Raw genomic sequence first — 20869 nt, forward strand, 5'->3', positions numbered from 1 at the left:
CGCTGGCGCTAGCGCGTCAGCAGCCAGCGGGCGGTATGTTCATCGGTCACCAGGCCGTTAATCCAGCCGCCTTTTAACGCCGCGAGGATCGCCGGGCGCTTGTTCTCGCCACAGGCGACGGCTATCCGCGGGCACTGATTTTGGCGGATATCGTAGCTGGTGATCAGGCGATTAATTTCGCTGTCGACGACGCCGCCGTCGGCATCGATAAAGCGGCCGAGGATCTCGCCGATGCCGCCGTGCGCCGTCAGTTCATCCAGTTGGGCCTTATTAATAAATCCGTCTTTGAAGATCGGGCTTTGGGTCCCCAATGGGCCGATACCGACGAAAATAACGTCCGCCTGCTGTGCGGCGGCAGATACGTTGCTGAACAGGCGGCTGCCGCACCACATCTCATGTTCCTGACGGGTTTGCGCATAGCGCGGCGCGGGCCACTGGTAGTAGTTGGCCTGAATTTTCCGCGCCAGCAGCAACGGCACGTCGTCGTAGTAGTTGCATTTCCCTTCATCGTTCATTGCGCTAATCAGCGCCACGCAGCGGCTGTTGGGGCTATCGAAATCAATGCGCTGGATGGTTTTTTTCAGCGTTAATCCAGAACCAATGCCGATTATTTTGGCGTTATCGCTCTGCAGGTAGCGGGCCATCAGCTGATAACAACCGAAGGAAACGCTATCCAGCGTGCTCTCTTCGTTGTAGGTCGGCACGATATTGCACTCGATGAGTTGATACTTTTCCTGCAACAACTGCGCATAATCGAGGCAGTTCGCCACCGGATGATGTAAACCAATCGACACAATGCCTTCTTCCTTCGCCGCGGCGATCAGGCGCTGGACCACCGGCCTTGAGGTGCCGAGGTGGCTGGCGATTTCGCTCTGATTCTGACCGGCAATGTAGTACATCCATGCGGCGCGGACCTTCTGATCCAGCCTGATGTCGTCTTCTTTACTCACGTTATCCTGCCTTAAATACGCGGGCGCAGTAGCGCAGATACCCGCATTTTGGCTGCGGTTTTCCAAACAGGCAAGCTTTTGCTCTGAATTGGTCATTTGTAATTTTATTGGGTAATTGTTCTTTTGTGATCTGTAGCTCTTATTTGATTCAAATGATCATCTACAGTGAGCCGCATCACCTCAAGGAGAGCAGAACATGAATACGCAATTCACATGGCTTCACATTGGTCTCGGGTCTTTTCATCGCGCCCATCAGGCGTGGTATCTGCATCGACTGCGGGTTTCCGGCGATTCGCGCTGGCATATCGCGGCGGGGAATATTCGTAATGACGCCGAGCATGTGGTGCATGCGCTGGCGGAGCAGGAAGGGCGCTATGTCCTCGAGACGGTGAGCCCGGAAGGGGAGCGAGAATACGAAGAGATCGCCTCAATTCAAAAATTACTGCCGTGGCAGGCGGGGCTGCAGCCGCTGATTGATGAAGGCGCGAACCCGCAGACCAAAGTCATTGCTTTCACGGTGACGGAAGGGGGCTATTACCTCAATACGCAACATCGCCTGGAAACCAGCAACGCCGATCTGCAGGCCGATTTGCAGGGGGATTGCAAAACCATTTATGGCACCATCACCCGGATCCTTGAAAAACGCATCGCCGACGATGCTGGTCCGCTGACGCTGCTTAACTGCGACAACGTGCGCCACAACGGCGAACGTTTCCATGATGGACTGGTGGAATTTCTGCAGCTGACCGGTAAACAGCAGGTTATTGACTGGCTGGCGGTGAACGCGACCTGTCCAAACACCATGGTCGATCGTATCACGCCGCGCCCGGCCGCCGATCTGGCGCCACGTATCAAAGCGCAAACCGGCATCGACGATAAAGCGCCGGTGATGGGCGAAACCTTTATTCAATGGGTTGTGGAAGATAATTTCCGCGCTGAGCGCCCGGCGCTTGAGACGGTAGGCGTGGAGATGGTGGCGTCGGTTATCCCCTATGAAGAGGCGAAGATTCGCATTCTTAACGCGTCACATAGCTGTATCGCCTGGGCGGGAACCCTGTTGGGCCAGCAATATATTCACGAGAGTACGCTTACCGATGCCATCTACGCCATCGCTGACCGTTACGTCAGTGAAGATGTGATCCCGTGTCTGGGCGATAACGGTATCGACCTGGCAACCTATCGCGACGTGGTACTTAAGCGTTTTACCAACCCCTATATCCAGGACACCAACCAGCGGGTGGCGGCAGACGGATTCTCAAAAATCCCGGCGATGATCGCCCCAACCCTGCAGGAGTGCTACCAGCGCGGCGTGCGCCCGCAGGCTACCGCTATGTTGCCGGCGCTGTTCTTTGTCTTTATGCAGCAGTGGCATAAAGGGGCTTTACCGTATCAGTACCAGGACGGAATTCTTGATGAGTCGGCGGTACACGCCATGTTTAATTCGCCTGACCCGATCGCCCGGTACGCCGGTGATAAAGCCCTGTTTGGCGAGCTGGCGGAATCGGCGGATTTCCACGCGCTGCTGCGTGAGCAAATCGCCGCCGTTTACGCGCTGACCCAGCAGGAGGCGCTATGTATTTAGGTATCGATCTCGGCACTTCGGAAGTTAAAGCGCTGGTGCTGGATGAAAACAATGCGGTCGTCGCCAGCCATAGCGCGCCGCTGACCATCCAACGGCCGCATCCGCAGTGGTCTGAACAATCGCCGCAGGCGTGGTGGGAAGCGACGGAATACCTGATTGCCACTCTGCGCGAGAAGTGCGCGAGCCATTGGTCGGCGATTAAAGCCATCGGCCTTTCCGGACAGATGCATGGCGCCGTGCTACTGGATGCCAGCGGCGAGGTGATTCGCCCGGCGATTTTATGGAATGATACCCGCTGCGCGCAGGAGTGCGCCGAGCTTGAGGAGATGGCGCCGGAGCTGCATCAGGTGGCCGGTAATCTGGCGATGCCGGGATTTACCGCGCCGAAACTGCTGTGGGTGCGGCGTCACGAGCCGCAGCATTTTGCCCGTACCGCTTGCGTACTGCTGCCGAAGGATTTTCTGCGCTACAAGATGACCGGCAAAAAAGTCTCCGATATGTCGGATGCCGCCGGCACCCTGTGGCTGGATGTTGCGCGACGGGACTGGTCCGACGCGCTGCTGCAAAAGTGCGGCCTGACGCGGCAACAAATGCCGGAACTGGTTGAAGGATGCGACGTTTCCGCCACGCTGGCGGCAGACATTGCCGAACGCTGGGGGCTTAATCCTTCGGTGCTGGTGGCGGGGGGCGGCGGCGATAATGCGGTCAGTGCGATTGGCGTTGGCGCGGTGTCGTCGGGAGACGCTTTTATCTCGCTGGGGACCTCCGGCGTGCTGTTTGTCGTCACCGACCGCTATCGTCCGGCGCCGCAGTCGGCGGTGCATGCTTTCTGTCACGTACTGCCGAACCTGTGGCACCAGATGAGCGTGATGCTCAGCGCCGCCAGCTGTCTGCAGTGGTTCTGTCGTCTGACCGGCACCACCGAAGTGGCGCTACTGGAGGAGATAGCCCAGTTAAGCGAAGACGAAAAAGCCAATGCGCCATACTTCCTGCCTTATCTTTCCGGCGAGCGTACCCCGCATAACGATCCGCTGGCGCGCGGTATGTTCTGGGGAATGACCCATGCCAGCCAGCGCGCTCAACTAGGATATGCGGTGTTGGAGGGGGTGAGCTTCGGCATTGCTGACGGCCTGCGCGCGTTGCAGGAGAGCGGAACCCGTATCGACCAGTGCTCACTGGTTGGCGGTGGCGCCCGCAGTCCATTCTGGGCGCAACTGCTGGCGGATATCCTGGCGATGCCGGTGGTAACGCATAAAGGCGGGGAAACCGGCGGCGCGCTGGGAGCGGCGCGGCTGGCCTGTCTGGCGGCGGGCAAGCCGTTGGCAAGCGTTTGTCATAAGCCGGAAATCTGGCAAACCTGGCAGGCGGATCCGCAGCGTCATCAGACGCTGATGCCGCGTTACGCCCATTTTCAGTCTCTGTACCTCAACGACCGACATTGTCGACAGCAATAAGACATCTGACGCTCCGGCGAAACTGCCGGAGTGATTCTCCTGCACCCTACAACAACGAGGTCACCATGTCCGTTAATCACAAACAGTGGCTCGGTCTGCCGCTGAACCTTATCTGGGGATACGTCGCCATCGCCGTGTTTATGACCGGCGACGGTTTTGAACTCGCCTTCCTCTCACACTACATCAAGGAGCTGGGCTTCAGCCCGGCGCAGGCCTCTTTCGCCTTCACCCTCTACGGCCTCGCCGCCGCCCTCTCGGCCTGGGTCTCCGGCGTGGTCGCGGAAATCATCACCCCGCGTAAAACCATGTTTATCGGTTTTGTGCTGTGGTGCGTGTTCCACGTCCTGTTCCTCGTCTTCGGTCTCGGCCGCGCCAACTACGCCTTAATCCTGCTGTTTTACGGTATCCGCGGTCTGGCCTATCCGCTGTTCCTCTACTCGTTCATCGTCGCCATTATCCATAACGTCCGCAGCGACAGCTCCAGCTCGGCGCTGGGCTGGTTCTGGGCGGTCTACTCCGTCGGCATCGGCGTGTTCGGCAGCTATATCCCGAGCTTCACCATCCCGCACATTGGCGAGATGGGCACTCTGTGGCTGGCGCTGGCGTTCTGCGTCACCGGCGGACTGATTGCCCTGGCGGCGCTGCGCAACACCGAAACCCCGCGCCATATGCAGAACCTCACCACCCGCGAGAAGTTCTCCGAGCTGGGGCGCGCGGTGACCCTTATCTACACCAACCGCAGCATTATGCTCTCCAGCATCGTGCGCATTATCAACACCCTGTCGCTGTTCGGCTTCGCGGTGGTCATGCCGATGATGTTCGTCGATGAGCTCGGTTTCACCACTTCCGAATGGCTGCAGGTGTGGGCGGCGTTCTTCTTCACCACCATTTTCTCCAACGTCTTCTGGGGGATTGTGGCGGAGAAACTGGGCTGGATGAAAGTGGTGCGCTGGTTCGGCTGCATCGGCATGGCGCTGTCGAGCCTGGCGTTTTACTACCTGCCGCAGCACTTCGGGCATAACTTCGCTATGGCGCTGGTGCCGGCGATTGCGCTGGGGATTTTCGTCGCGGCGTTCGTGCCGATGGCGGCGGTGTTCCCGGCGCTGGAGCCAAAGCATAAAGGGGCGGCGATTTCGGTCTACAACCTGTCTGCCGGGCTGTCGAACTTCCTCGCGCCGGCAATTGCGGTGGTGCTGCTGCCGCACTTCAGCACCATCGGCGTGGTGGTGGCCTATACCGCGCTCTATCTGCTGGCGTTTTGTCTGTGCCCGTTTATTCGCGTCGATCAGCCGGGCTTTGCCCGTAAGGCAAGCGGCGTCAGGGAAGGGGTAGAATATTCATAACGTTATGAGGGCGGGTATATCCCGCCCTGATGTTTTAACGCAGTAACATACAGTCCGGCGGCAGACGGCAGCGTAGCGCCTCGCCGAGGATTTCCATCCGGAAGGATTTGCCGCTCAGAGGTTCGCCATCCAGGTTGAAGGTCATTTCATGGGCGGCGGTGACTTCAAACCACGGCGATACGCCGTCGATCAGATTTGGCGAATTATCGGGATTAGCGAGGGTGCTAAACAGCGCAGGCAGCAACTCTTCGCCGGTAAAAATACGCAGATGCAGTAGCCCGTCGTTAATTAATGCTTCAGGACACAGTTGTTGACCACCACCGGCCTGGCGGCCATTGCCGATGCCGATAACCAGCGCGTCGCCCTGCCAGTGAAAGTTCTCGCCGCGAATTTCGCAGCGGTCAGGCTTCAGGGTATCCATGCGCGTCAGGCCGTGAATCAGATAGGAGACGCCGCCGAGCGCGGCTTTTAGTTTTTCCGGCGTTTCGGTGGTGATACGGGTACCAAAGCCGCCGGTGGCCATATTGATAAATCCGGCCTCGTTATTCACGCGAACCACATCAATAGGGACGTCGCGCCCGGCTATCGCCAGCTTCAGCGCGCTGGCTAAGTCCTGCGGGATGCCGACGCTGGTGGCGAAATCATTGGCTGTGCCGAGGGGGAGTATTCCCAGCGCCATATTGTTGCCGCGCTGGACCAGCGCAGTGGCGACTTCATTAATCGTGCCATCGCCGCCGCCGGCAATCACCGTCGCCACCCTGAGCGTTTCGGCTTCCTCGACAAAACGAATCGCATCGCCTTTCTCCCAGGTCACGCGGACGTGTATCTCGATACCTTCTTCGCGCAGGAGATTAACGGCTTCGCGCAGTTGGGGCTCATTCGCGCCTTTACCGTTGAGAATTAATAAGCTGGCTGGAAATTGGGTCATCCTTTATCGCCTCATTCTTAGTCGTCATCCTCAGTGTATCGCATGAATGGCGTCATGGAATAAGAAAGTCGGGAAAATAGGATGCATAAAAAATAAGCCCGCGTAAGGGAGATTACGCAGGCTAAGGAGGTGGTTCCTGGTACAGCTAGCATTTATGGGTTATGTTTTTCAGCGAAATGGATGATACCTGCTTCGAACGTAACGGTATGTGATCCGATTCTAATATCCATACATAGTGAAAAAATAACGCCAATAAACTAATTTTTATGCGGATTGCGCGTCGACTCGCCGTTGAAATTACGCATCAGCAAACCATACTCCAGCGCCATATCCTCCGGCAGCGGCAGCCAGACGATATAACCGTCTCCCGGCGCGACCGGCATTGCTTCGCCTTTAGCGTTCTCCATATGTTCGAGCGTAAAGTTGACGTTGCCTTGCGGAGTCATGACCTCGAGGCTGTCGCCGACCGAGAACTTATTTTTTACCGCCACTTCGGCCAGATTACCATTACGCTTGCCGGTGAATTCGCCGACAAACTGCTGGCGTTCGGAAACCGAGTAGCCGTACTCGTAATTCTGATAGTCGTCGTGGGTGTGGCGGCGCAGGAAGCCTTCGGTATAGCCGCGGTGAGCCAGACCTTCCAGCGTCTCCAGCAGACTGGTATCGAACGGTTTACCGGCGGCGGCGTCGTCAATCGCTTTACGGTACACCTGGGCGGTGCGGGCGCAGTAGTAGAAGGATTTGGTGCGGCCTTCAATCTTCAGCGAGTGCACGCCCATCTGGGTCAGGCGCTCCACGTGGGCGATTGCGCGCAGATCTTTGGAGTTCATGATGTAGGTGCCGTGCTCGTCTTCGAAGGCGGTCATATACTCGCCCGGACGTTTGGCTTCCTCAATCATAAATACCTGGTCGGTTGGTGCGCCGATACCGAGAGTGGGTTCAACGTTCTGCACCGGGATAGGCTCATGCTTGTGGACGATATTACCTACGTCATCTTCTTTGCCTTCCTGGACGTTGTACTCCCAGCGGCAGGCGTTGGTGCAGGTACCCTGGTTAGGGTCACGTTTGTTGATATAGCCGGAGAGCAGGCAGCGGCCGGAGTAGGCCATGCACAGCGCGCCATGGACGAAAATCTCGATTTCCATCTCCGGCACCTGGCTGCGAATTTCGGCGATCTCGTCCAGCGACAGCTCGCGGGACAGGATCACGCGGGTTAGCCCCATTTGCTGCCAGAATTTCACCGTCGCCCAGTTGACGGCGTTGGCCTGTACCGACAGGTGAATTGGCATATCAGGGAAGTTTTCCCGCACCAGCATGATTAAACCAGGATCGGACATAATCAGCGCGTCCGGTCCCATTTCCACTACCGGTTTGAGATCGCGAATGAACGTTTTCAGCTTGGCGTTATGCGGCGCGATGTTAACCACCACGTAGAATTTTTTCCCTAGCTCGTGGGCCTCATTGATGCCGAGCTGCAGGTTTTCGTGGTTAAATTCATTGTTGCGCACGCGCAGTGAGTAACGCGGCTGGCCGGCGTAGACCGCATCGGCGCCATAAGCGAAAGCGTAACGCATATTTTTCAGCGTTCCCGCCGGGGAAAGGAGTTCCGGTTTAAACATGATTTTCTCGTTCTGATGACAGGTCAGACTCGCCGCACCAGGTGCGGCGATTCGGGGGAGTGTCCCCACATTAAGGGCGGGCATTGTAGCGCCGTGGAAAGAGGGAGTAAACCTTTGCGCCTCTCTGCTCTGAGAGGCGCAGAGGTTAGGCTATTCGACAGGCGTCCGCCTCCCAGCGATAGCCGACGCCGTAGACGGCGCGAATAAACGACTGCTCGGCATCCAGCGATTCAAGCTTACGGCGCAGGTTTTTAATATGGCTGTCGATAGTGCGGTCGGTGACCACGCGATAATCGTCGTACAGATGATTGAGCAGTTGTTCGCGGGAGAAGACTTTACCCGGCTCCTGAGACAGCGTTTTTAATAGCCGAAACTCGGCGGGAGTCAGGTCCAGTAATTTTTCGCGCCACGAGGCCTGGAAACGGCTCTCATCAACGATGAGCGGGCTTTGCGCATCCAGCGCCTGCAGAGCGCGCTGTGGCTTGCAGCGACGCAGGATCGTCTTCACGCGAGCCACAACTTCACGCGGACTATATGGTTTGCAGATGTAGTCGTCGGCGCCGATCTCCAGCCCCAGCAGGCGATCGATCTCCTCGATTTTGGCGGTGACCATCACGATCGGTACATCGGAAAAACGGCGGATTTCACGGCACAATGTCAGGCCGTCGGTGCCGGGCAGCATTAAATCCAGCAGAATCAAATGCGGGGGCGTCTGGCGAACGTAGGGCAGTACCCGATCGCCATGAGCAATTAGCGTTGGCGCGTAGCTCGCGGCCTGCAAATAGTCGATCAACAACTGACCGAGCTTGGGCTCGTCTTCCACGATTAAAATACGCGGCGTGTTTTCATCAATGGGTAATTCGCTCATACGTCCCTCGATAAATCCTGTTCCAGAGGTAATTCTACTTTAATGCTAACCCCGCCAAAAGGCGAATGGCTGGCGTTCAGGCTGCCGCCGTGGGCCGCTACGATGTTCATACAGATTGCCAGCCCAAGGCCGGATCCGCCGCTGGCGCGGTTACGCGAACCTTCGGTGCGGTAAAAACGTTCACACAGCCGCGCCAGCTGCTCGTCGCTAACGCCGGGGCCGCTATCGGCAAAATCGAGCGTCAACATGCGGCCGTTTTGTTTGGCGCTAATCAGCAGGCGTCCGCCGCGGTCGGTATAGCGCAGGCTGTTTTCCAGCAGATTATTGAACAGCTGCATTAGCCGATCGCGATCGCCGAACACGATAGCGTTATCCGGCAGCGAGACGCCGATGGTCAACCCGCGGCTGGCGAAACGTTCGCGGAACGCTCCTGCGGCGACCTCCAGTAGCGCAATTAAATCTACCGATTCTTTCTGGTAGGCTAACGCGCCTTCATCGGACATCGATAGCTGATGCAGATCGTCTACCAGCTTAGTGAGCGTGCCGACTTCCGCCTGCAGCGAAGAAATTGAATCCGGGGTGAATTTACGCACGCCGTCCTGAATAGCTTCCAGCTCGCCGCGCAGCACCGCTAGCGGCGTGCGGAGTTCATGCGAAATATCGGCCATCAAATCGCGGCGCATTTGTTGGTTGCGCTCAAGCGTACTGGCAAGCTGGTTGAAATCCTGCGCCAGACGACCCAGTTCATCCCCGCCGGTGACCGTGACGCGGGTAGAGAAATCGCCCGCTGCCAGCTTATGGGTACCTTCCACCAGCCGTTTGACCGGCGCCAGCAGCCCGCGGGCCAGCGGGAAGGTGGCCAGAGCGGCGAGGAGGGTGGCGAGGGCGACGATAAGCCAGCTGGTGCGTTTTTGCTGGCGGTCGAAATTGATATCCGTGTTGCGCGTGAGTCGCTCGACCGGCGAGGCGATCACCGCCCCGACGGTCACGCCGTTGACGACAATGTTGCGCCGGGTGCCATCTTGCGGTACCGGCGCTCGCGGGCCTACCAGCACGTGCCCTTGTTGATCGACAACCCAAAATTGCGTGCGCCAACCGTGCGGCGGCATATCGGGACGCGGGCCAGGCCCGGGCATTGGCCCTGGCTCGCCGTGTGGGCCCGGACCACCCGGCGGGCGTTCGTCGTTATCCCGCTCGAAGGTGCGCAGTAACTGGAAGATAAAACGATCGTTATTGCGCAAAAACTTCCAGTCGCCGTGCTGCTCGTACTGTTCGCTCAGCGCGTCGCCGAGCATCGTTAATCGCTGTTCATTACCGCGTTTTATATAGTCGATAAAGCCGCGCTCAAAGCTGATACGCACCGCCCAGTGCATGCTAATCAGCAGCACGATACAGGTAGCGAAAATTGCCAGGAACAGCTTACCGGTGATACCCGGGCGCCAAAGTTTCACGATTCACTCCTTTTGCGTCGGCGGATGACGGTGTTGCTGCCGACATCGTTCGGTACGCGGGAAAAGATGAGCGCCGGGAGGGCGATAATCACCGCCATGCTCAGATAGGTGTAGAGGAAAACTTGATGAACGGCTGGGGCATCGGCGCTGATATGCTGCTGGCCGTACATGCCGAGCAGTAGCCCGGCGATGGTCACGCCGATACTCATCGAGAGCTGCATAACCATCGAGAGCAGGCTGTTACCGCTACTGGCCAACTCATCAGGCAGGTCTTTTAGCGTCAGAGTATTCATCGACGAGAAACGGCTGGAGTTAATCATGCCCTGCAGGAACAGCACCAGCGGCAGCAGCCAGTACCAGCCGGCCAGTGCGACGGCCATGAACAGCAAACTCACCAGCGCCAGGCCGAGGGTTGCGAAAACCAGCACGCGGCGATAGCCAAAGCGATTCACTACCTGCACCACGATGCGTTTCATCCCCATGCTGCCCAGCACCATCGGGATCATCATCAGCCCGGCGTGGAACGGCGAGAAGCCGAGGCCAATTTGCAGGAATACCGGGGTCATAAACGGCAACATCCCGCTGCCGATACGCCCGGCGAAGCTGCCGCCAAGACCGAGCGAGAAGGTTTTATTGCGAAACAGTTTCAGGCTAAACAATGCATTAACGTTACCGCGGGCGTGCCACCAATAGAATCCCATCGCCATCAGGCCGCCGACGACCAGTACGGCGAGCAGCAGCGGCGAGATACCCAGCCCTTTTTTGCCGTCAAGCGCCAGCGTCAGGGCGGCCATTCCCACCGCCAGCAGAATAAAACCAAGAATATCAAAACGCCGGGTCTGCAGGGTGTAGTTTGGCATCAGGCATAACGTGGCGATAGCGCCGATGATACCTACCGGGATGTTAATTAAGAAAATCCAGTGCCAGGACGCATATTCGACCAGCACGCCGCCAAGCGCCGGGCCGAGCAGCGGTCCAACCTGGCCGGGCAGGGTGACGAAGGTCATCGCCGCCATATACTGATCGCGTGGAACGATTTTCATCACCGTCAGACGCCCGACCGGTACCATCATCGCTCCGCCGACGCCTTGCAGCACGCGGGACATCACTAACTGATCGAGAGTGCTGGCCTGGGCGCAGAATAGCGAGCCGACGGTAAACAATACAATGGCGCTGAAGAAGATATTGCGCACGCCAACCCGGTCCGCCAGCCAGCCGCTGGCCGGCAGCATGACCGCCACCGTAAGCACATATGAGACCACCACCATATGCATGTGCAGCGGGCTCTCCCCAAGGCTTTTGGCCATCGAGGGGAGGGCGGTGTTAACGATGGTGGTATCCAGCGACTGCATAAAGAAGCCGAAGGCCACAATCCATAACTGCCAGCGTACGCTGGAGGGCAGATCTGTCATTTTATTCGCTTACCGGTTGAGCAGACTTGCGCGTAAAACGCAGCCGCAGACGATCAAAGAACAAATAGACCACCGGGGTGGTGTACAGCGTCAGCAGCTGGCTCATGACCAGCCCGCCGACGATGGTGATCCCCAACGGCTGCCGCAGTTCTGACCCGTCGCCGCCCGACAGCACCAGCGGCAGTGCGCCGAACAGCGCCGCCAGGGTGGTCATCATGATCGGGCGAAAACGTAGCAGGCAGGCCTCGAAGATGGCCTCTTCCGGCGGCAGATTACCGCTGCGCTGCGCTTCAAGGGCGAAATCGACCATCATGATGGCGTTTTTCTTTACGATGCCAATTAATAGCATGATCCCTATCAGGGCGATTAGGCTGAATGGGGCGCCGAACAACTCCAGCGCCAACAGCGCGCCAACCCCCGCCGATGGCAGGGTAGAGAGGATAGTTAACGGATGCACGTAGCTTTCGTAGAGGATCCCCAGCACGATATACACCGTGGCGATGGCGGCGATAATCAGGATCACCTGTGAGTTCATCGTCTGCTGGAATACCTGCGCGGTGCCGGCAAACGATCCACGGACGCTCGACGGCACGCCGAGCTGGGTCATCGCCCGGTCAATGGCGTCGCTGGCTTCCGATAGCGATTTGCCGGTCGGCAGGTTGAAGGAGATGGTCGAGGCGGCCGATAGCCCCTGATGATTGACCGAAAGCGGCGCGTTCGCCGGTTGCCATTTGGCGAAATACGACAGCGGAATGGGTTTGCCGTCTTTACTGATGACAAACATTTGTTCCAGCGCGCTAACGTCCTGGGTATAAAGCGGATCGACTTCCATCACCACTTTGTACTGGTTCAGCGGCTGGTAGATGGTCGAGATTTGCCGCTGGCCGAAAGCGTTGTTTAACAGACTGTTGGCATCCTGTACGCTGACACCCAGTCGTGACATGGTGTCGCGGTCGTAGACCAGATCCATCTCCGCGCCGTTATCCTGTTGGTCTGAGTTCACGTCGGCCAGTTCCGGCAGCGCCGCCAGTGCCTTGCGGATTTTTGGCTCCCATTCACGCAGCGCCGACAAATCGTCCGATAACAGAGTGTATTGATAGCTGGCATTCGACTGACGCCCGCCGACGCGGATATCCTGTACCGCCATCAGGAACAGATTAGCGCCGGGCTCTTTCGCCAGCTTTTTCCGCAGCCGGTCGATGATTTGCTGCGCGGTTTCATGGCGCTGCTCGCGCGGTTTCAGGGTGATAAACATCATACCGCTATTCACCCGCGAGCCGCCGGTAAAGCCGGTCACGTTATCGACCGCCGGATCCTCGCGGATGATCTTCATAAAGTCCTGCAGTTTGCCGCGCATCGCCTGGAAAGAAATGCTCTGATCCGCCTGAATGCCGCCCATCAGCACCCCGGTGTCCTGCTCCGGGAAGAAGGTTTTCGGAATGGCGATATACAGCCACACGCTGAGCGCTATCGTACCGAGCAGGACCAGGCCAGTCAGCCGACTATGCTTCAGCACCCATTTTAACGATTTGCCATAGCCGCCCTGAATAGCGACCAGCAGGCGGCCAAAGCCGCGATTGCGCGTTGGTTCATGAGGTTTGCCGCTTTTCAGCAGCCAGCCGCACATCATCGGCGTTAGCGTGAGCGATACGGCGAGCGAAATGCCGATCGCTACCGATAGCGTGACGGCGAACTCGCGCAGCAGACGGCCCGGAAGGCCGCCCATCAGCAGCAGCGGTAAGAACACCGCCACCAGCGACAGACTCATCGACAGCACGGTAAAGCCGACTTCACGGCTGCCCTGTAACGCGGCCTGCAGCGGTTTCATTCCGGCCTCAAGATGGCGGGAAATGTTTTCCAGCACTACGATGGCGTCATCAACGACAAAACCGGTGGCGATGGTCAGCGCCATTAGCGACAGATTATTGAGGCTGAAGCCGCATAAATACATCGCTGCGAAGGTACCGATTAACGATACCGGTACGGCGACAGCCGGGATAAGTGTTGCGCGCCCGGAGCGCAAAAACAGAAAGACCACCAGAATCACCAGCGCGACCGAGATCACCAGCGTTTGTTCGACCTCTTCCAGCGATGCGCGGATGGTGGGCGAACGATCCTGGGCAATCTGTAAATCGATGGCTGCCGGGATAGTACGCTGTAGTTCCGGCAGGCGGGCGCGGATGCTGTCGACCGTTTGAATGATGTTGGCTTCCGGCAGCTTGCGTATCATCAGCAGGATCGCCGGTTTGGCGTTGGTCATCCCGGCGTTACGCACATCCTGGACTGAATCCGTCACTTTTGCCACGTCGCCAAGACGTACCGCTGCGCCGTTGTTGTAATGGACGATTACCGGCAAATATTCCGCCGCGGTTTTCAGTTCATCGTTGGTCTGCACCTGCCAGCGATGGGTTCCATCTTCCAGCGCGCCCTGCGGGCGACGCACGTTGGCGTTATCGATGGCGCTGCGCACGGCATCCAGTGAGACGCCCTGGTTAAACAGCGCCTGCGGGTTGAGATCGACACGCACCGCCGGCAGGGAGCTGCCGCCGACGTCGACATCGCCGACGCCGTCGATCTGCGCGATGGTTTGCGCCAGCTGGGTTGAAGCGAAATCGTACAGCTCGCCCTGCGAATAGGTATCCGAGGTGAGCGTCAGGATCATGATCGGCGCATCGGACGGGTTAGCTTTGCGATATGTGGGGCGGCTGGGCATCCCGCTCGGCAGCAGGCTTTGCGCGGCATTAATCGCCGCCTGCACGTCGCGGGCTGCGCCGTTAATATCGCGATCGAAATTAAACTCCATGATGATGCGGGTACTGCCAAGCGAGCTCGACGAGGTCATTTCATTGACCCCGGCAATGCGCCCCAGCGAGCGTTCCAGCGGTGTGGCTACCGACGAGGCCATGGTTTCCGGCGAGGCGCCGGGCAGCGAGGCGCTAATCATGATCACCGGGAAATCGACCTGCGGCAGCGGCGCGACCGGCAGCAGGCGGAATCCGAGGATCCCGCACAGGGTAATCGCCAGCGAGATAAGAATCGTCGCCACCGGGCGATAAATGAAGAGAGCGAAAAACTTCACTTACGCCTCCTCTTCACGGCGCGGGAAGCGGCTCTTCATATACAGCGATAGCCGATCGAACAGCAGATAAATCACCGGCGTGGTGAATAACGTCAGTACCTGGCTGAGCATCAGGCCGCCAACCATGCCAATCCCCAGCGGACGACGCAGCTCGGCGCCGACGCCGGTACTGAGCATCAACGGCAGCGCGCCAAGCAGGGCGGCGAGGGTGGTCATCAGAATCGGACGGAAGCGCAGCAGGCAGGCCTGATAAATGGCTTCCCGCGGCGGCATTCCCTGTTCGCGCTCGGCGGCGAGGGCAAAGTCAATCATCATGATGGCGTTTTTCTTCACGATACCAATCAGCAGAATGATGCCGATGATGGCAATCACATCCAGCTCGCTACCGGCCAGCCATAGCGCCAGTAGCGCCCCGACGCCAGCGGTCGGCAGCGTAGAAAGAATGGTGATGGGATGAATGAAGCTTTCGTACAGCACACCGAGCACGATATACATGGCGACGACCGCCGCGACCACCAGCCAGACGGTGCTACCGAGCGCCGACTGGAACGCGAGCGAACTGCCCTGGAACTGAGTGCGGATGTCGCTTGGGAAATCCAGCGACTGCTCGGTGGACAAAATAGCCTCTACCGCTTCGCCAAGAGAGTAGTTATCCGGCACGTTGAATGAAATAGTGGTAACCGGAAACTGATCGAGATGGTTGACCGACAGCGGCGTAAAACGCTGCTCGACGCTGGCGATAGACTTCAGCGGCACAATGCCGCCATCGCTGCTGGTGAGGCGAATATTATCCAGCGCCGCCAGCCCCGGCGTCGCCTGGGTGTCGTGCTCCAGCACCACGCGATATTGGTTGGCCTGGGTATAAATTGTCGAGATCAGCCGTTGGCCAAAAGCGTTATACAGCGCGTTATCGACATCCGCCATGGAAATACCCAGCCGGCTGGCGCTATCGCGATCGACATTGATATAAGCCGCGAGCCCTTTATCCTGCCAGTCGCTGCTGACATCGGCAAGCTGGGGTAAGGATTGCAGGCGCGACAGCAATTGCGGCACCCAGTTGCTCAGCGCATCGAGCGAGTTAGCCTGCAGGGTAAATTGATACTGCGTTCGGCTGACGGTGGTATCGATGGTCAGATCCTGCGTTGGCTGCAGGTAGAGCTCAATGCCCGGTACGCTTGCCACCGCGTGTTGCAGGCGACTAATGACCGTTTGTACCCGATCGTCACGCTCATCCAGCGGCTTGAGGTTAATCTGTAGACGCGCGCTGTTCAACGCCGGGTTGGTGCCATCAACGCCGACAAACGACGTGAGGCTTTCAACCGCCGGATCTTTCAGAATCAGCTCGGATACCTGCTGCTGGCGTTGCGCCATACTGGCGAACGATACCGACTGCGGCGCCTGTAAGGTGCCCTGAATAATGCCGTTATCCTGGATCGGGAAGAAGCCTTTCGGGATAAAGACCCATAGCAGAATCGATAACGCAAGGGTGCTTAACGCCACGCTCAATGTTAACCACGGGTGGTTCAGCACGCGGCTCAGCCAGCGACCATACACGGCAATCACCCGCTCGAAGAATCGCTCGCTGGCCCGCGAAAAGCGGTTTTGTTTGCGCAGCGATTCGTGACTTAACATCCGCGCGCACATCATTGGCGTCAGGGTCAGCGAGACCACCGCCGAAATCAGAATCGCCACCGCGAGGGTAATGGCGAATTCGCGGAACAATCGCCCAACGATATCACCCATAAACAGCAGCGGGATCAGTACGGCAATCAGCGAGAAGGTTAATGAAATAATCGTGAAGCCGATTTCCCCCGCGCCTTTCAGCGCGGCGGCAAGCGGTTTCTCACCTTTTTCAATGTAGCGGGAGATGTTTTCGATGACTACGATGGCGTCATCGACCACGAAGCCGGTGGCGATGGTCAGCGCCATTAGCGTCAGGTTATTAATTGAAAAATCGAGGAACACCATAACCGCGAAGGTGCCGACCAGCGACAGCGGCACGGCGACACCGGGAATGATGGTTGCCGGGACATTGCGCAGGAAGAGATAAATGATCATCACCACCAGAGCGATGGCGAGCAGCAATTCGAACTGCGTATCGCTGACCGACGCGCGAATATTGGTGGTGCGGTCAGAAAGCACCTGTACCTTAACGGATTTAGGCAGGCTCTCTGTGAGCTGCGGCAACATCTGGCGGATGCTGTCGGCGGTGGCGATGATATTCGCTCCCGGCTGGCGCTGGACGTTCATTACGATCGCCCGCTGCTTATTGGCCCACGCACCGAGCCAGGCGTTCTCGGCGCCCTGTTCGATGGTCGCAACATCGCCAAGGCGGATCGGCGCGCCGTTCTGATAGGCGATAATCAGTCGACGGTAATCTTCCGCCGACTGCATCTGATCGTTGGCGGAAAGAGTGACCGCGCGGGCCGGACCGTCAAGGCTACCTTTCGCTGAATTCACGTTGGCGCTGGTAATGGCGGTGCGCACGGTTTCGCTGGTCAAACCTAACGCGGCGATCGCCTGGGCATTGAGCTTAACGCGCACCGCAGGGCGCTGGCCGCCGGCCAGCGTCACCAGACCGACGCCGGAAACCTGAGAAATCTTCTGCGCCACCCGAGTTTCCACCATATCTTCGACCTGCGTCATCGGCATTGCGCTGGAGGTGACGGCCAGGGTCATGATCGGCGGATCCGCCGGGTTCACTTTGCTATAAACCGGCGGGTTGGGTAAATCAGACGGCAGCAGGTTGGTGGCGGCGTTAATAGCCGCCTGCACTTCCTGTTCGGCAACATCCAGCGCCAGGGTCAGCTGGAACTGGAGGGTGATGACCGACGCGCCGCCCGAGCTTTGTGAGGACATCTGTTTAAGGCCGGACATCTGGCCAAACTGGCGCTCCAGCGGCGCGGTAATCGACGACGTCACCACATCCGGGCTGGCGCCGGGGTAAAGCGTCACCACCTGAATAGTGGGGTAGTCCACTTCCGGCAGCGCGGAGACCGGCAGGAAGCGATAGCCGATGATGCCGGCCAGCAGAATGGCGACCATCAAGAGCGTTGTCGCCACCGGACGCATAATAAACAGCCGGGACGGACCGCCCGTACTGCTTGGGGGTAAGACTTGCATCAGGCGCCCGCTCCGTTTTTACCACTCTGGCGGGCGGCGGGTTGTTCCTCCGCGGCGCTGTGAGCTTCGACGACTTCGACCTTGGCCCCTTCGGTCAGGCGGTCGATACCATCGGTCACCACCCGGTCGCCTGCTGACAGCCCGGCGTTAATCACCACTTTCTGGCTATCCTGAATACCCGGTGTGACCGTATGTTTACTGACTTTATTCTCACTGTTCAGCACCCACACGAAGTGCCCCTCGTTGCCCATTTGTAGCGCGGCGGTGGGGATCACGACCGCATCCTGCTCGGTATCCACCAGCATTCTGGCGTTGACGAACTGATTCGGGAACAATGCGTCATCGAGGTTATTAAATCGCGCCTTAAGCTTAATGGTGCCAGTAGTGGCATCGATTTGGTTATCGAGGCTCAGCAGGTTGCCAGTGCTGATCTTCTGTTTATTGGTACGATCCCAGGCCTCAACGGTCAGCGTTTTCCCGGCCTTTTGCGCCTGTACCACGGTGGCGATATCGCTTTCCGGCAGGGTAAAGACCAAATCGATAGGGTGGGTTTGCGTGAGTACGACAATGCCGGTGGTGTCGCCACTGGAGATTTGGTTGCCGATGTCGACCTGTTTCAGGCCCACACGTCCGTCAATCGGCGCGGTGATGCGGGTCCAGTCCAGCTGCAGTTGCGCACTGGCGACGGCGGCCTGATCGGCTTTAACCGTACCGGCGGATTCAACCACCAGCGACTGCTGCGTATCCAGCTCCTGACGGGAGATAAGGTTGGTTTTGACCAGTTGTTGATAGCGGGCGAGATCGCGGCGCGCGTTTGCGAGGGTAGCGTTATCTTTGGCAAGCTGGCCCTGCGCCTGGGCCAGCGCGACCTTGAACTGGCTGGGATCGATTTGCGCCAGCAGATCGCCGGCTTTCACCTGCTGACCTTCCTGGAAATGAATACTCAGCAACTGACCGTCAACCCGACTGCGCACGGTCACGGTGTTCGCCGCGGTAATAGTCCCCAGGCCAGTAAGATAGCGGGGGACGGATTCGCTGGTGGCGGTTGCCGCCTGCACCGGGGCCAGCGCCGCGCCGAAGCGGCCATGGCGCCCCCCGGCAGGCGGTTTTGCTCCTTGTTGACTTGCGCCAGCAGCGCCTGCGGTTGTTTCTTCAGAGCGATCGTGCCAGAACCAATAGGCGGCACCCGCCGCCAAAATTACCGTCAGGACCATTCCCCAACGAAGTGTGTTACTGCTTTTCATTATTTTGCTATCTCATCCTGAAGCTTTCGCTGAATGATACTAGTTTAGTAACGGAACGCCCCGCAAAAATGGAGGAATTATGAAAAGCGCGTATGGAAAGGTCTGAATTGGCGGGCTTTCACGAGGAGGCTCGCAAAGCCGAACGCTGAAAAGAAATGTGTCGGACGCGGCATGGTAACGTCAGCTTGATTTAGCGGAGGCTAAATACAGGAAAGCCCCTCCTGAGGAAGGGGCCTTAAATAAGGAAAGGGTTATGATGAACCTGGTCATCATACTGGTGATACTCTTAGTGATTAGCTTACCGGCTTACTAAGACGCCAGGGGGAGGAGAAATCCTCCCTTACCCTTCATCCTGAAAATTAGGACGAAAAAGCGGCAAAGTCAACTCAGGTTACCGAATGGCGCTCGCGTTTCAGGCGAAAACCACCTGCGCCCAGCGGGCAAGCCCGGCGGTCACGGAACCAAAATCATCGCCGCCGGCGATCGGTATCCCCGGCAGCTGTGCGGCAAGCGCCTTCTTAATTAATGGCGATCGCGCGCTACCGCCGGTGAGATAGATAACGTCCGGGGTTTCATGGCTGCTTTCCAGCGCTAACTTTACCTGCTCCATAATGCGGGCCAGCGGTTGATTGAGCGCCTCTTCCAGCCCCTGCTGGCTGATAGCGGTCGCCAGCTCATCGCTAATAAACGGCAGTTCGGCGTTGAAATCCTGCTGGGCGGAAAGGGCTATTTTGCTCTCTTCCGCGCTGCGCACCAGGCGATAGCTCAGACGCTGACGCCATACTTTAAGCAGCAGTGCGACCTTGTCGGCATCGCGGGCGTCGCGCAGTAGGTCATTGAGCATACGGCCGTTGGCGGCGCTATAAAAATCGCTTTGCGCCGGGACGTCATTAATCGCCACTGCATTCCACCAGGGCAGTACCGGCAACGCAATGCCTTTTTCCGTTTCACCGCCCATACCGAGTAACGGCATCAGGCATTTGAAGGCCAGGGCGATATCCAGATCGTTACCGCCGATACGGCAGCCGCTGTGGCCGAGCAGGCTAGCCTGACGGTCAGCTTTCTGCCGCCACTGCGGCCCCATCAACAGCAGCGAGCAGTCGGTGGTGCCGCCGCCGATATCGACGACCAGCACGCGTTTTTCGTCATCGAGGGTGGCTTCAAAATCTAATCCCGCCGCGACGGGTTCAAACTGAAATACGACATCGTAAAATCCAGCGCGTTTCGCCGCCCGCTCCAGAATTCCTTGTGCCTGAGCGTTGGCGTCATCGCCGCCAAGCCCCTGGAAGTTAATCGGTCGACCAATGACCGCCTGGGTAATTTGTTCGCTAAGCTGAGACTGCGCCTGCTGCTTAATATGCAGCATCATCGCGCAGACCAGATCTTCAAATAACGCGACCTGCTGGGGTTTAAGGCCATTGGCGCCAAGAAACGATTTTGGCGACTTAACGAAGTAGACCTCTTCCGGATCGTCAACGTATTGATGCAGAGAGGCGAGTCCGAACTGAACGCTGTTGCCCAGGACTTCGATATCTTCATCACGGTTATAATTAATGGCGCGACGCAGCAGCGCCTGGTTTTCCGCACCGTCGGCCGGGACATTGTGGTGGCGGTATAGCCATTCGCTGACCGCTTCGCGCGTTGGAGCGCAAAGCATCGATGGCAACAGCGGGCTACCATTTTCCAGCGTTAAAAGCCGTGGGCTGTCACCCTGCATAACGGCGACCGAACAGTTGGCGGTACCATAGTCAAAACCAATAAACATAACCGGAAAAATCCCCATGCCAGTGAAGAAGGGGGGCGACTTTAGCGGATT

Annotated in this window: 14 protein-coding genes; 4 read left to right on the top strand and 10 right to left on the bottom strand. The window is 58.1% G+C overall.

The window, feature by feature from the left end; all coding sequences use genetic code 11:
* Positions 1 to 8: 8 nt before the first annotated feature.
* Positions 9 to 950, bottom strand: a complete 942-nt coding sequence (locus KGA69_RS14430) for a sugar-binding transcriptional regulator (protein ID WP_049061588.1) — start codon at positions 948 to 950, stop codon at positions 9 to 11.
* 196 nt (positions 951 to 1146) lie between these two features.
* Here KGA69_RS14430 and dalD point away from each other — a divergent pair, with 196 nt between their 5' ends.
* From dalD to KGA69_RS14445, 3 genes are all read left to right on the top strand, one after another.
* Positions 1147 to 2532, top strand: coding sequence for a D-arabinitol 4-dehydrogenase (gene dalD, locus KGA69_RS14435; protein ID WP_045398221.1), 1386 nt, complete (start codon positions 1147 to 1149; stop codon positions 2530 to 2532).
* The gene (gene xylB / locus KGA69_RS14440) at positions 2523 to 3986 is read left to right on the top strand and encodes a xylulokinase (RefSeq protein ID WP_063447953.1); all 1464 of its coding nucleotides are present in this window, start codon (positions 2523 to 2525) and stop codon (positions 3984 to 3986) included. The genes dalD and xylB overlap by 10 nt, the downstream gene beginning before the upstream one ends.
* A gap of 65 nt (positions 3987 to 4051) precedes the next feature.
* Positions 4052 to 5329: an RbtT/DalT/CsbX family MFS transporter gene (locus tag KGA69_RS14445; protein WP_163310952.1), complete on the top strand. Its 1278-nt coding sequence runs from the start codon at positions 4052 to 4054 to the stop codon at positions 5327 to 5329.
* Between the two features lie 34 nt (positions 5330 to 5363).
* Here KGA69_RS14445 and yegS read toward each other — a convergent pair whose 3' ends face one another.
* From yegS to KGA69_RS14485, 8 genes are all read right to left on the bottom strand, one after another.
* Positions 5364 to 6257 (bottom strand): lipid kinase YegS, encoded by an 894-nt coding sequence (yegS, locus tag KGA69_RS14450; RefSeq protein WP_045398058.1) that lies wholly within the window; start codon positions 6255 to 6257, stop codon positions 5364 to 5366.
* A gap of 257 nt (positions 6258 to 6514) precedes the next feature.
* The gene (yegQ, locus tag KGA69_RS14455; RefSeq protein ID WP_032714942.1) at positions 6515 to 7876 is read right to left on the bottom strand and encodes a prephenate-dependent tRNA uridine(34) hydroxylase TrhP; all 1362 of its coding nucleotides are present in this window, start codon (positions 7874 to 7876) and stop codon (positions 6515 to 6517) included.
* Between the two features lie 145 nt (positions 7877 to 8021).
* The gene (baeR, locus tag KGA69_RS14460) at positions 8022 to 8744 is read right to left on the bottom strand and encodes an envelope stress response regulator BaeR (protein ID WP_045391890.1); all 723 of its coding nucleotides are present in this window, start codon (positions 8742 to 8744) and stop codon (positions 8022 to 8024) included.
* Positions 8741 to 10195, bottom strand: coding sequence for an envelope stress sensor histidine kinase BaeS (gene baeS / locus KGA69_RS14465; protein ID WP_213292413.1), 1455 nt, complete (start codon positions 10193 to 10195; stop codon positions 8741 to 8743). Before baeS ends, baeR begins: the two co-directional genes overlap by 4 nt.
* Positions 10192 to 11607: an MFS transporter gene (locus tag KGA69_RS14470; RefSeq protein WP_047078107.1), complete on the bottom strand. Its 1416-nt coding sequence runs from the start codon at positions 11605 to 11607 to the stop codon at positions 10192 to 10194. The genes baeS and KGA69_RS14470 overlap by 4 nt, the downstream gene beginning before the upstream one ends.
* Position 11608: 1 nt before the next feature.
* Entirely contained in the window at positions 11609 to 14686 is a 3078-nt protein-coding gene (mdtC, locus tag KGA69_RS14475) for a multidrug efflux RND transporter permease subunit MdtC (protein ID WP_049059860.1), read from the bottom strand.
* Positions 14687 to 17809, bottom strand: a complete 3123-nt coding sequence (locus KGA69_RS14480; RefSeq protein ID WP_045391878.1) for an MdtB/MuxB family multidrug efflux RND transporter permease subunit — start codon at positions 17807 to 17809, stop codon at positions 14687 to 14689.
* Positions 17809 to 19053: an MdtA/MuxA family multidrug efflux RND transporter periplasmic adaptor subunit gene (locus KGA69_RS14485; RefSeq protein WP_213292414.1), complete on the bottom strand. Its 1245-nt coding sequence runs from the start codon at positions 19051 to 19053 to the stop codon at positions 17809 to 17811. The genes KGA69_RS14480 and KGA69_RS14485 overlap by 1 nt, the downstream gene beginning before the upstream one ends.
* Positions 19054 to 19306: 253 nt before the next feature.
* Between KGA69_RS14485 and KGA69_RS24330 the strand changes: the two genes are divergently transcribed.
* On the top strand, positions 19307 to 19366 hold the full coding sequence (locus KGA69_RS24330; RefSeq protein WP_108418926.1) for a type I toxin-antitoxin system Ibs family toxin: 60 nt from the start codon (positions 19307 to 19309) through the stop codon (positions 19364 to 19366).
* A 99-nt stretch (positions 19367 to 19465) separates the two neighbouring features.
* Here the strand turns inward: KGA69_RS24330 and yegD are convergent, their stop codons facing one another.
* Positions 19466 to 20818, bottom strand: coding sequence for a molecular chaperone (gene yegD, locus KGA69_RS14495; protein ID WP_045391919.1), 1353 nt, complete (start codon positions 20816 to 20818; stop codon positions 19466 to 19468).
* Positions 20819 to 20869: the final 51 nt, after the last annotated feature.

It is taken from the genome of Klebsiella sp. A52 (assembly GCF_018388785.1).
GTDB lineage: Bacteria > Pseudomonadota > Gammaproteobacteria > Enterobacterales > Enterobacteriaceae > Klebsiella > Klebsiella aerogenes.

Coding starts and splice junctions, on each gene's coding strand:
- KGA69_RS14485 (WP_213292414.1), bottom strand. CDS start 19,053: ATGAAAAGCAGTAACACACTTCGTTGGGGAATGGTCCTGACGGTAATT.
- yegD (WP_045391919.1), bottom strand. CDS start 20,818: ATGTTTATTGGTTTTGACTATGGTACCGCCAACTGTTCGGTCGCCGTT.
- xylB (WP_063447953.1), top strand. CDS start 2,523: ATGTATTTAGGTATCGATCTCGGCACTTCGGAAGTTAAAGCGCTGGTG.
- yegS (WP_045398058.1), bottom strand. CDS start 6,257: ATGACCCAATTTCCAGCCAGCTTATTAATTCTCAACGGTAAAGGCGCG.
- dalD (WP_045398221.1), top strand. CDS start 1,147: ATGAATACGCAATTCACATGGCTTCACATTGGTCTCGGGTCTTTTCAT.
- KGA69_RS14445 (WP_163310952.1), top strand. CDS start 4,052: ATGTCCGTTAATCACAAACAGTGGCTCGGTCTGCCGCTGAACCTTATC.
- KGA69_RS14470 (WP_047078107.1), bottom strand. CDS start 11,607: ATGACAGATCTGCCCTCCAGCGTACGCTGGCAGTTATGGATTGTGGCC.
- yegQ (WP_032714942.1), bottom strand. CDS start 7,876: ATGTTTAAACCGGAACTCCTTTCCCCGGCGGGAACGCTGAAAAATATG.
- baeR (WP_045391890.1), bottom strand. CDS start 8,744: ATGAGCGAATTACCCATTGATGAAAACACGCCGCGTATTTTAATCGTG.
- KGA69_RS14480 (WP_045391878.1), bottom strand. CDS start 17,809: ATGCAAGTCTTACCCCCAAGCAGTACGGGCGGTCCGTCCCGGCTGTTT.